At 66.6% G+C, this 10,670-nt stretch carries 11 protein-coding genes and 1 pseudogene; 4 read left to right on the top strand and 8 right to left on the bottom strand.

The annotated features are described in order from the left end of the window. Positions 1–98 precede the first annotated feature (98 nt). Complete coding sequence (locus H3O04_RS30040; protein WP_175769076.1) at positions 99–386, bottom strand: DUF4148 domain-containing protein; 288 nt, start codon at positions 384–386, stop codon at positions 99–101. Positions 387–592: 206 nt separating this feature from the next. On the opposite strand from H3O04_RS30040, the gene H3O04_RS30035 reads away from it, so the two are divergent. After that, the gene (locus H3O04_RS30035) at positions 593–919 is read left to right on the top strand and encodes a hypothetical protein (RefSeq protein ID WP_202589059.1); all 327 of its coding nucleotides are present in this window, start codon (positions 593–595) and stop codon (positions 917–919) included. A 200-nt stretch (positions 920–1,119) separates the two neighbouring features. Here H3O04_RS30035 and H3O04_RS30030 read toward each other — a convergent pair whose 3' ends face one another. After that, a complete protein-coding gene (locus H3O04_RS30030; RefSeq protein ID WP_202589058.1) occupies positions 1,120–2,280 on the bottom strand; it encodes a porin in 1,161 nt (386 codons plus the stop codon). Positions 2,281–2,595: 315 nt separating this feature from the next. On the opposite strand from H3O04_RS30030, the gene H3O04_RS30025 reads away from it, so the two are divergent. Next, complete coding sequence (locus tag H3O04_RS30025) at positions 2,596–2,871, top strand: DUF4148 domain-containing protein (protein WP_069230756.1); 276 nt, start codon at positions 2,596–2,598, stop codon at positions 2,869–2,871. Between the two features lie 62 nt (positions 2,872–2,933). Further along, on the top strand, positions 2,934–3,422 hold the full coding sequence (locus tag H3O04_RS30020; RefSeq protein WP_202589057.1) for a hypothetical protein: 489 nt from the start codon (positions 2,934–2,936) through the stop codon (positions 3,420–3,422). Positions 3,423–3,444: 22 nt separating this feature from the next. On the opposite strand, the pseudogene H3O04_RS30015 reads toward H3O04_RS30020, so the two are convergent. Together H3O04_RS30015 and H3O04_RS30010 are read right to left on the bottom strand one after the other, a co-directional pair. Further along, positions 3,445–4,171 (bottom strand): annotated as a pseudogene (locus tag H3O04_RS30015) (ZIP family metal transporter). 165 nt (positions 4,172–4,336) lie between these two features. Next, positions 4,337–5,632 carry an O-acetylhomoserine aminocarboxypropyltransferase/cysteine synthase family protein gene (locus tag H3O04_RS30010; RefSeq protein WP_202589056.1) on the bottom strand — a complete coding sequence of 432 codons (1,296 nt, stop codon included), beginning with the start codon at positions 5,630–5,632 and terminating at the stop codon, positions 4,337–4,339. A gap of 149 nt (positions 5,633–5,781) precedes the next feature. Between H3O04_RS30010 and H3O04_RS30005 the strand changes: the two genes are divergently transcribed. Continuing rightward, entirely contained in the window at positions 5,782–6,453 is a 672-nt protein-coding gene (locus H3O04_RS30005) for an O-methyltransferase (protein WP_202589055.1), read from the top strand. Positions 6,454–6,465: 12 nt separating this feature from the next. On the opposite strand, the gene H3O04_RS30000 is transcribed toward H3O04_RS30005, so the two are convergent. The 4 genes from H3O04_RS30000 to H3O04_RS29985 all read right to left on the bottom strand — a co-directional run. Then, on the bottom strand, positions 6,466–7,617 hold the full coding sequence (locus H3O04_RS30000; protein ID WP_202589061.1) for a DUF1176 domain-containing protein: 1,152 nt from the start codon (positions 7,615–7,617) through the stop codon (positions 6,466–6,468). A 257-nt stretch (positions 7,618–7,874) separates the two neighbouring features. Then, positions 7,875–8,690 (bottom strand): nucleotidyltransferase domain-containing protein, encoded by an 816-nt coding sequence (locus tag H3O04_RS29995; RefSeq protein WP_202589054.1) that lies wholly within the window; start codon positions 8,688–8,690, stop codon positions 7,875–7,877. 55 nt (positions 8,691–8,745) lie between these two features. Beyond that, complete coding sequence (locus tag H3O04_RS29990) at positions 8,746–9,969, bottom strand: RtcB family protein (RefSeq protein ID WP_272929904.1); 1,224 nt, start codon at positions 9,967–9,969, stop codon at positions 8,746–8,748. 61 nt (positions 9,970–10,030) lie between these two features. Then, on the bottom strand, positions 10,031–10,670 hold a 640-nt coding region (locus tag H3O04_RS29985; RefSeq protein ID WP_202589053.1), incomplete at its 5' end, for a slipin family protein.

The following is a 10,670-nucleotide window of genomic DNA, read 5'->3' as shown; positions in this document are numbered from 1 at the left end:
GGCCGCCATCGGCACCTGACAGCGCGGGCGGGAACGCCCGCGCGTTCGCCGCGAGGCGACCGTGCGCGGTGCGCTGCCCGCGGCCATGTGGCCCGCCATCATTGCTTCGCGGTCAGGTTGTCGTGGTTGTCGGTCTGCGGTTTCTTCTCGCCGCCATGCACCGAAATCCCGTGAAGCTCCTTGTTGCGCGCGACGATCTCGCCGGTCGGCGGGTACTGCGTCTTGCTGATCGGCACGACGCCGTCGTGCTGCGCCTGCTTCAGTTCGTTGACCACCTGCGTGCGGGACTTGCCCTGCGCTTGCGTTTGGGCGAACGCGGCCTGCGTGGCCATGCCGAGCGACAGCGTGGCGGTGACGAACAGTGCTGCGAGTTTTGCCGTTTTCATCGAGTGTTCTCCTTGATCAGGGCCGCCGGGTGGCGAACCGTGGACCCAGTATGCGAAAGCAGCCGTGCGTGATCGTGATCGCGAGATGAAAAATGCGTCAGATTGTGGGGGGCAAGAAGGCGTCATGCGGACTCGGTCGACATGACGCAACCGTCATGTTCGCGTCATGGATGCGATGAGCGGGGAGCGGAACATGAAGCCTGCCGTTGGCCGATGCGCCGGCGGCATTCGTGCCGATCGCGACAGCCGCATCGATCGCGGGCGGCGCCGTTCAGACCTTCATTCCGGACCGAAAATTGCCTCGTCCCGCCATTCGCCTCGCCTTGATCGCAGCCCTGATTGCCCCGCTGTTCGCGGGCTGCGCATCGACACGTTCCGACACCACGGCCACTTACGGTGCCGCGCGCAAGACCGTGCCGGCCGACCTGGCGCCGGGCGAGCAAGTCGACTATGCCGGGCATCGCTGCGGCAATCCGAACCTGTACGTGAAAACGCATCCGTGCGTGTACCCGCCGCGCGATTCCGCGCCGTGAGCGTCGGACGCGCGTAAAAAATGGCCCGGCACTCGACGAGCCCGGGCCTAACGCGTGATCGTGCCGTGCGGCAGCGACCCGCTGCGTGGACGGGAACGGGCAGGGCCCGATACCGTGCCGATCGTAGCGACGCGACGCATCGCGAAGCTGATCGGAACATGACATTTTCGTCACGCAGCGCGCAGGGTCGGTTGCCTCGCTCAGAAGCGGTGGCGCAAACCGAGATTGAGGATGCCCTGCGTGCGCGTGCCGCCGTAGCCGTACGAGCCGATCGACGCCTGCGCCGCCTGCGTGCCGCCGTCGAGCGTGCGCTGTTCGCCGTTCGCGCGTTGCCATGCGCCGACCGCATAGAGATCGGTGCGCTTGGACAGCACGTAGTCGGCGCCGGCGGACACCTGATGGTAGGTCGCGCTCGTATCGCCGCGGGCCTTCGTGTAGCTGTAGCCGACGCCGACGAGCAGGCTCGCGGTTGCCTGATAGTTGAAGAACCCGCGCGCGGTGTCGTATTTCTGCGTGCTGCGAAAGGCCGACATCGCATCGGCCTTGTACTGCGCATTGCTGTAGTCGATACCGATCGTGAACGGCGCGAAGGTGTAGCGCAACGCGCCGCGTGCGATGCCGATCGACTTCGCGGAGAGGTAGCCGCCGTTGACCAGCGACCCGTCGAACGTGCCGTCCGACGTGCCGTTCCAGCCGGTCCGGACGCCGTTGGCGAGCGAGGCGCGGTTGGCCGCATAGTAGTAGCCGCCCGCCGCGTCGAACGGGCCATGGTTGTACGACAGGCCGGCCGACCAGGTTTGCCCGGCGCCGCTCTTGCCGGCCACGCCGCCGAGCGCGTACATGCCGACGAACTGGAATCCGCCGACCACGGGCGACGTGTACTTCACCGCGTTGTCGGTGCGCGACGACGTGTCGTAGTTGTCGACGTCGCCGGGCGTCGCGTACACGCTGCCGAAGTAGAAATCGCCGGTGATCGGCCACGCGACATCGGCGAGCGCGTCGTACTGGCGGCCGAGCGTGAGTGTTCCCCAGCGAGCGCTTTCCAGCCCGACGAACGCCTGTCGGCCGAACATCCGGTTGCCTTGCCCGAGCGCGCCGGTGTTCGGGTTGAAGCCGTTTTCCAGCGTGAAGATCGCTTTCAGCCCGCCGCCGAGATCTTCCGCGCCTTTCACGCCGAAGCGGTTGCCGAGCAGGTTGCCGTTGCCGAGGCCGACGAGGTTCCTGCCTTGCGCATCGGCATTCCACACAACCGTCAGCGATGTATCGAACAGGCCGTACAGCGTGACTTCCGTTGCATGAGCCGCGTGCGCGGCCGTCAGCAACGCCCCTGACATCATGACGATTCGAACTGGAGTTTTCATGGTGTGTCCCTGAAGTTCAAGATGAACGTTTCGTGCATCGTTCGATGCAGGCGCCGCGCGTGGCAGCGACGGGCCGGCATATCGCGATTGCGCTGGCGATTCTGGAAAGCGTTCGAATCGTGGAGGTGAGGGACAAATGAGAAAAATGTCATCGCGGTGTCATGCGTGCGGAAACATGCAGCGATTTCGATTCGTACTGCGATGTAGAAGATGCGTGGACGGTGACGAAAGCGTCATGAAGCGGTCACGCATCCGCACCGCCGCGGGATCAAAGTGACGGCTCCTGTCACGTAATTCCAGTAGGGAGCCCATCCCATGAACATTCCGCGTCCGCTGATCGGCATTGCCGCCGTCGCGCTGTCGATTGCCGCCTTCTCGCAGGCCGTGGCCGCGCAGCCGAAGAGCCGCCAGGAAGTGATTCAGGAACTCGTGCGTGCGCGCCACGACGGCGTAATCCCGAGCCCGAATCACGACTATCCGGCGAGCCCGGCCGCCGTCGCGCGCAATCAGGAGATTCATCGCTCGACCGTTCATCGTGGCGAGAAGACGCCGATGGTCGATGCACACGACAACCGCTTCGCGGTGCTTTGATCGTTCATTCGCGGCCGACCGGGATGACGCCCGACGGCCGCCTTTACGGAAGGGAGCGTGCGATGCGCCATGTCGTGAAAGGAATCGTACTGGCGGCGTGCCTGATGTCGACGGCCGCGATGGCGGCCGGCTGGCCGGAACGTGCGCTGTCGCACGCGCCGGCGCACGACGTCGGCCGCCGCGCGAACGAGCGGATGCACTGCGAATTTGCTGCCGTGCCGGCCGGTGCGTGGACCGCGACGTTCGCGCGCGGGCAATGTGAGGTCGACAACGGCCGGTTGACGTTCGTGCCGGCCGATGCGGGCGACGAGAAACGGATCGTGCTCGGCGAGGTCCGTACCGCGTCGCATCAATCGCGCAAGCTGAAGGAGCAACTGCAGCTGACGATGCGCGACGAAGTGATCGCGTTGAACGTGCTGACCGACGATGGCAGCCGAAAATCACGCGAACATGCGATCGACCTGTGGACCGCGCTGCGCAACGCGGGTGTCACGCCGGTCAACGGCACGCGCATCGTCGACACCTATCCGACCGGCGCGACGACCTGGTAAGCGCCGCGCCGTCGTGCGCGGCTTACCCGGCTTTCACCGATCCTTCGATCAGGAAGAACACGATGAAACCGACGAAGAACGCTGCCGTCGCGAACGGCGTTTCTGGCACCTCGTGGGCTTCGACCAGCAATTCCTCGGTGACGAGGTACAACAGCGCGACGGTGCCCAGCCCCAGGAGCGCCGCATAGATATTCGCCGGCAGCCCGGCGAACGCCGCATTGCCGGCAACGGCCGCGACGCTCAGCAGTGCCGCCAGCGCGACCGGCACGACGATCGCCAGCATGCGGCCGACGCTGGCCGCGGCCAGCGCGGCGCTGACCGACAGCGCGAGGAACAGCACCTCGAGCGTCAGCGCGACGGTCAGGATGATGCCGCTCTCGTCGCTCGCGGAAAAGGCGATGCCGAGCACCAGGCCGTCGACGACGAGGTCGATCGCGGTGACGGTGATCAGGCTCACCGGCAAACGCGCTTCCTCGAAGCGCGTCTCGATCGCGCCCGACAGCGCGCGGATCGCCAGCATCAGCGCGATGCCGAGCACGAAACCGACGACGACGGGAAACAGCGCATGCGCGCGGTCCTGCGGCAGCAGTTCGAGCGCGGCGGCTGCGAACACGATGCCGCCGGTGAAATGCTGGATCACGCTCGACGTTTTCGGGCCGGGCGCGCGCCATGCGGCCGCAAGGGCGCCGAAACAGGCCGCCAGCACGGGCGGTAACGTGAGCAGCGCGAAGCTTCGCGGTCGGTGTCATGAGTCCTCTCGGCGGGTGGCGTGTCGCAGCGGGCGCTGCGTCGCACGATCGTACACACCGGGGCATCGCCCCGGCATCAACCGGGGATTGAACACCTTGAAGCCGCTCCAGAGTCAAGCGGTTTGATGCGGACGCACCGGCAAGCGGCTGGCGTGCCCGTTGCGGTCAAAGCTGCGCGAGCGCCTGGTCGAGATCGGCGAGCAGGTCGTCGATGTGCTCGATGCCGATCGACAGCCGCACCGTTTCCTCCTTCACGCCGGCCTTCGCGAGTTCGGCCGGCGACAACTGACGGTGCGTGGTCGAGGCCGGGTGCGTCGCGAGCGACTTGGTATCGCCGATGTTCACGAGTCGCGTGAACAGCTTCAGCGCATCCTGGAACTTCGCGCCGCCGTCGCGGCCGCCCTTCACACCGAATGTCAGGATGCCCGGCGCACGGCCCGACAGGTAGCGGGCGACGAGCGGATGATCGGGATGCTCGGGCAGGCCCGCATAGTTCACCCATTCGACGTGCTCGTGGCGCGCGAGATGCTGCGCGATCTTCAGCGCGTTGTCGCTGATCCGCTCGACCCGCAGCGCGAGCGTCTCGATCCCCTGCAGGATCTGGAACGCGTTGAACGGCGAGATCGCCGCGCCCATGTTGCGCAGCGGCACCACGCGGGCGCGGCCGATATACGCGGCCGGCCCGAACGCTTCGGTATAGACGACGCCGTGATAGCTGACGTCCGGCTCGTTCAGCCGCTTGAAGCGGTCCGCGTGCTCGGCCCACGGGAATTTGCCCGAATCGACGATCGCGCCGCCGAGGCTCGTGCCGTGCCCGCCGAGATACTTCGTCAGCGAATGCACGACGATGTCCGCGCCATGCTCGAACGGGCGCAGCAGGTACGGCGACGGCACCGTGTTGTCGACGATCAGCGGGATGCCGTGGCGATGCGCGACTGCCGCGAGCGCGGCGATGTCGGTGACGTTGCCGAGCGGGTTGCCGACCGATTCCGCGAAGATCGCCTTCGTGCGCGCATCGATCAGCGGCTCGAACGACGCGGGGTCGCGCGGATCGGCGAAGCGCGTGGTGATCCCGTATTGCGGCAGCGTGTGCGCGAACAGGTTGTAGGTGCCGCCATACAGCGAACTCGCGGACACGATGTTGTCGCCGGCTTCGGCGATCGTCTGGATCGCGTACGTGACGGCGGCTTGCCCCGACGCGAGTGCGAGCGCGCCGATGCCGCCCTCGAGCGCGGCGATCCGCTGCTCGAGCACGTCCGTCGTCGGGTTCATGATCCGCGTGTAGATGTTGCCCTGGACCTTCAGGTCGAACAGGTCGGCGCCGTGCTGCGTGTCGTCGAATGCGTACGCAACGGTCTGGTAGATCGGGACGGCGACCGCGCGCGTGGTCGGGTCGGGACGATAACCGCCGTGCACGGCGATGGTTTCGAGACGCCAGTTCGAATGGGCCTGATCGGTCATGGGTGCTCCGTTTGTTGTTGTGAAGGTCGAGGGGGCCTGCCGTCCGGCGATTATAGGAGCACGTGTGCCGCTACCCTTAGAACGAATGGTGGGTTGCTTATGGGCGCGCGGCGCATAGAATGCCCTTTTCCGCAGACGATAGGTGCGCGATGAATCAGGATCGATGGAACCAGGTGGATGCGTATTTCTCGGCGACGCTCGTGCCGTCCGACGCCGTGCTCGACGCCGCGCTCGCGGCGAGCGACGCGGCCGGGCTGCCGGCGATCAACGTCGCGTCGAACCAAGGCAAGCTGTTGCAACTGCTCGCGACGATCCGCGGCGCGCGACGGATTCTCGAAGTCGGCACGCTCGGCGGCTACAGCACGATCTGGCTGGCACGCGCATTGCCGCCGGGCGGCTCGCTGGTGACGCTCGAGCTGAACCCGGCACACGCGAAGGTCGCGACGGAGAACATCGCGCGCGCCGGGTTCGCGCAAGTCGTGTCGGTGGTGGTCGGCAGCGCGAAGGATAGTCTTGCGCGGCTCATCGACGCCGGGGAGGCGCCGTTCGACTTCGTCTTCATCGATGCGGACAAGGACAACAACGCCGTTTATCTCGACGCGGCGCTGAAGCTGTCGCGGCCCGGCACGGTGATCGTCGTCGACAACGTCGTGCGTGGCGGGCGCGTTGCCGATCCGGACAATCGCGAGCCGGACGTGGTCGGCGTGCGCGACGGGTTCGCGCGGCTCGCGACCGAGCCGGCGCTCGCGACGACCGCCGTGCAGACGGTCGGGCAGAAGGGATGGGACGGGTTCTCGATCTCGATCGTCGGTGCTGCGTGACGTGATCTGACGTCAGTGCGAGCCGCCGGCCGCCTCGGCCCGGCGATACAGGCGCGGCCACTGGTCCTGGAACAGGCCGTTGCACGCGCCGTGCGTGGCGATATCGTTGAGCACGAAGCGCCGGCCGTCGAAGACCCACGACGCGGTCGAGCCGCAATCGCCGGCACTGCGCAGTCTGACCTTGCTCGACAGCGTCGCGCTGGAGGAATCGTAGCCGGCGTCGGTCAGTTCGTTTGCGAACGACGCCGAATCGAGTCCCGCGTTCGCGTTCTCGCCGAAATTCATCGCCGTCGGCGAGTAGGGCGCAGTTCGCCGCACGCGATACCACAGGTCGGTGTGGTTATACATGCTGCTGGTCTGGCACGGTATCGCGACCAGCGCTTCGTCGGCGGAGACGGCCACGGCAGTCGACGCCTTCCTGCGATCGCTCGCCGGCATTTCGTCTTCGACATCGGCCGCACATTGCTTCACGTCGCCGCCGAACTTCGCGAGCACCGCATCGACGAGCGGCCGTTGCTCCGCGGCCGACAGGTTTGCGACGGCAGGGGCCGGCGTGACGGCGGGTGGCAGTGCCGGTGCGACGGGCACCGCCGACGCCGGCCGGGTGCCCGGGCGCAGCAACGCCGTGACGGTGCCGACACGGCCCTGCGTGTCGTCGATCAACAGCAGCGCGGCACTCAATCCCGTCAACGGTGTGCGGGCGGTTTGTGCCGACGCCGGATCGCCGAAGCTCAGCAATTGTGCATTGCGCGATGCGGTGAGCCATGCGGCAACCGTTGCCGGATCGTTGGTCCGGATCCGGAACGGGTGCGCGTCGTCATCGTCCGGTTTGCCGCCGAACGCATGCCATCGGGCCGCCATTGCATCGAACGGGCGGCCATCCACGCGCGCGCTACGCAAGTCCAGCGGCGCCGACGCATAGATGTCGAGCGAGGCTTGCGCATCCGGGCCGGCATCGCGCGTCACGCGCAGGATGAGGCTGGTGCGTGCGTCATCGATATCGTCCGCGTGGCTTTCGGCAATGCAGCGGTTGCCGTTGTCGCAAACGACCGACCAGTTCTTGAAGTCGCGTTCGACCGGTGGCCGCGCGAGCGGGCGAGCCTCGGCAACGAACGGGGAAACGGCGAGGAGGGCGGCGATGGCGAGCGAAAGGCGGTGCGACATGACGGTTCGTATCGACTGTGGATGGGCGGGCGGAAGATGTCGGGCTGCAAGCGCATCGTCAGCAGGCGGGGCAGGTCGAAGGCTGCGGCGCATGCGGCGGCGCGCTGTGCCGAATGGCATCGAGTATACCGCCGCGATGGGCCGCGATCGTGACGACGACACGTAGTACGTGGGCACGATCGTTGCTCGCCTGCATTGATCGGACGAGTGCGGATGCAAAAATGGCGCGATCCCCGGAGGCATCGCGCCGTTCACTTTCATCGGCCGTCGACCACGTCGCGCAGGAACGCGTCGAGCATCGCCACGTCGCCCCACGGCCGCTTGTATTCGCGATCGTGTTCGGCATCGGCGAGCATCGTCTCGACCAGCGCGTGGATCGCCGGCCGGCGCGGCCCGTATTCGCTTTCGTTCGCGCTCACCTTCAGCGCGAGCAACGCATCGAGCTCCGCGCGCACCGTCGGCTCGTGCACGGTCCCGTCGACGAGATCGACGAAGCGCATCGGCGGCATGCCGAGCCCCATGTCGATCCAGCGCACCGCGAGCAGCGGACGCAGTACGTACAGGTACTTCTTGTAACGCACCGTGTCGCCTTGCAGATAGCCGCGAAAATTTTTCTTTGCCATCGCGAGGTAGTGATGACGCCCGCGTACCGGCGAGAAGAACGCCGATGCCAGCGATCTGAGCCGCGGTGCCCAGCGCGCATCTTCGCGATACACGACGGGCGAGTCGAGCCATTCGAGCAGCGTCGGATTCGAGCGTCGCAGCAGTTGCAACGCCTTGCGCAATTCCCAGCCGCTGACGTCGAGCTCGTCGTCGAGCGGCCGCTCGATCACGTCGCGTTGCGGTTCGACGCTCAGGTACCAGTCGCGCCGGTGTGCGTACACGAAGCGTACGTCGTAATCGCTGTCCGGCGAAGCGAATCCCCAGCCGCGGCTGCCCGATTCGCACGCGAACAGCACGCATACATCATGGCGACGTTCGACTTCCGCGAGCTCCGCCATCACGCGTGCCCGCACCGCCGGGTCGATCGGATGCGCGCTGCGCACGGTCGTCATTGCCTTGTCGGTTTTCATCGTTGTCGTTTTCCTTTCGTTGTGCGCGGCCGCTGGCCCTCGGCCGCACACCGCGCTATCCCTTCACACACACCACCTGGCGCAGCGTATGCACCACTTCGACGAGGCTGCGCTGGGCCGCCATCACCGCGTCGATGTCCTTGTACGCCATCGGGATTTCGTCGACCACGCCCGCGTCCTTCCGGCATTCGACGCCTTGCGTCGCCTTCGCCTGATCGTCGGCCGTGAAGCGGCGCTTCGCTTCGGTGCGGCTCATCGTCCGGCCCGCGCCGTGGCTGCAGGAGCAGAAGCTTTCCGGGTTGCCGAGCCCGCGCACGATGAAGCTCTTCGCGCCCATCGAGCCCGGAATGATCCCGAGCTGCCCCTTCTGCGCGGACACCGCGCCCTTGCGCGTCACAAGCACGTCTTCGCCGAAGTGGCGTTCGCGCTGCACGTAGTTGTGGTGGCAGTTCACCGCGTGCTCGTCGACCGAGAACGGCTTCGCGATCACGCCGCGCGCCGCGCCGATCACCGCGTCCATCATCGCCTGCCGGTTGCGCCGCGCGTAGTCCTGCGCCCAGCCGACCGCTTCGACGTAATCGTCGAAGTGCCGGCTGCCTTCGGTGAAATACGCGAGGTTGCGGTCCGGAAGGTTCGCGATGTGCTGCCGCATGTCGGCCTGCGCGAGTTCGATGAACAGGCTGCCGATCGCATTGCCGACGCCGCGCGAGCCGCTGTGCAGCATGAACCACACGTGGTCCGCCTCGTCGATGCACACTTCGATGAAGTGGTTGCCGGTGCCGAGCGTGCCGAGATGCGCGTAGTGGTTCGTCTTTGCCAGCTTCGGATACTTGTCGACGATGCGCTGAAAGCCCGGCTGCAGCGATTTCCACGCGTCGGTCACGGCGGCCGGCGTGCGATCGCCCCATGCGCCCGGATCGCGGCGGCCCGGCGCGCGGCCGTGCGGCACCGCGCGTTCGATCGCGCTGCGCAGCCCGCCAAGCGAATCGGGCAGGTCGGCCGCCGTCAGCGTCGTGCGCGCGGCCATCATCCCGCAGCCGATGTCGACGCCGACCGCGGCCGGGATGATCGCGCCCTTCGTCGGAATCACGCTGCCGATCGTCGAGCCCTTGCCGAGGTGCACGTCCGGCATCACCGCAACGTGGCCGAAGATGAACGGCATCTGCGCGGTGTTGCGCAGTTGCGCGCGCGCTTCGTCCTCGACGGCGACACCTTGCGTCCACATCTTCACCGGCTTGCCGTTCGCCAGTTCCATCACCTGATAATCCATGTCGGTCATTTGCTTCACCTGATTCATTTCGGGACCGGCGCGACACATCTGCATCGCGCCGGAGCCTGCATTACGTGCTCTTGATGCTGACGAGCCCGTTCAGCACCTGGTCGAGACCGCCGAACACCGAGATGCGGTCGATCCGTTCCGCGACGCGCTCGAGCGTTTCCAGCTCCTTGAGCCGCAGTGCGGTCGGATTTTCTTCCATCACCTTCGCGGTGTTCAGCAGCGAACGCGTGGCCGCCGTTTCCTCACGGCGGCGAATCACGTTCGCCTGCGCGGATTTCTCCGCTTCGACCACTTGCGCGAGGATCGTCTTCATGTCGCCCGGCAGCACGATATCCTTCACGTCGACGCTGCGCACGTCCACGCCCGAACCGTCGAGACGGGCGCGCACCTGCGCGATCACGACCTCGTCGAGCGACTGCTTGTCCTCCAGCAACTCGTCGAGCGAGCGCGTGCCGACCGCCGAACGCAGCGCGAACTGCAACTCGCGATACAGGTGTTCGACCGGCTTCTGCAACTGGCCGAATGCATGCAGCACGTCCGCATAACGCCACGTCGCCGACAGGTTCAGCCGCAGCGCGACCTTGTCGCGCGTCAGGATTTCCTGCCCGCCGACCTCGATCGCCTGCAAGCGCAGATCGACCAGCTCGACCGCGACGTCGCGGTTGAAGCGCCAGAACGCCGACGCGCCCGCGTCCAGCAAC

This window comes from Burkholderia sp. KCJ3K979, assembly GCF_016759955.1.
Taxonomy (GTDB): domain Bacteria; phylum Pseudomonadota; class Gammaproteobacteria; order Burkholderiales; family Burkholderiaceae; genus Burkholderia; species Burkholderia orbicola.
The sequence above is the reverse complement of the archived record's forward strand: the minus strand, read 5'-3'. Positions and strand labels throughout refer to the sequence as shown.

Bases quoted from the DNA above. Each gene is read 5' to 3' on its own strand.
- H3O04_RS30040 (WP_175769076.1), bottom strand. From the start codon at position 386: ATGAAAACGGCAAAACTCGCAGCACTGTTCGTCACCGCCACGCTGTCG.
- H3O04_RS30030 (WP_202589058.1), bottom strand. From the start codon at position 2,280: ATGAAAACTCCAGTTCGAATCGTCATGATGTCAGGGGCGTTGCTGACG.
- H3O04_RS30005 (WP_202589055.1), top strand. From the start codon at position 5,782: ATGAATCAGGATCGATGGAACCAGGTGGATGCGTATTTCTCGGCGACG.
- H3O04_RS29995 (WP_202589054.1), bottom strand. From the start codon at position 8,690: ATGAAAACCGACAAGGCAATGACGACCGTGCGCAGCGCGCATCCGATC.
- H3O04_RS29990 (WP_272929904.1), bottom strand. From the start codon at position 9,969: ATGACCGACATGGATTATCAGGTGATGGAACTGGCGAACGGCAAGCCG.
- H3O04_RS30025 (WP_069230756.1), top strand. From the start codon at position 2,596: ATGAACATTCCGCGTCCGCTGATCGGCATTGCCGCCGTCGCGCTGTCG.
- H3O04_RS30010 (WP_202589056.1), bottom strand. From the start codon at position 5,632: ATGACCGATCAGGCCCATTCGAACTGGCGTCTCGAAACCATCGCCGTG.
- H3O04_RS30000 (WP_202589061.1), bottom strand. From the start codon at position 7,617: ATGTCGCACCGCCTTTCGCTCGCCATCGCCGCCCTCCTCGCCGTTTCC.
- H3O04_RS30020 (WP_202589057.1), top strand. From the start codon at position 2,934: ATGCGCCATGTCGTGAAAGGAATCGTACTGGCGGCGTGCCTGATGTCG.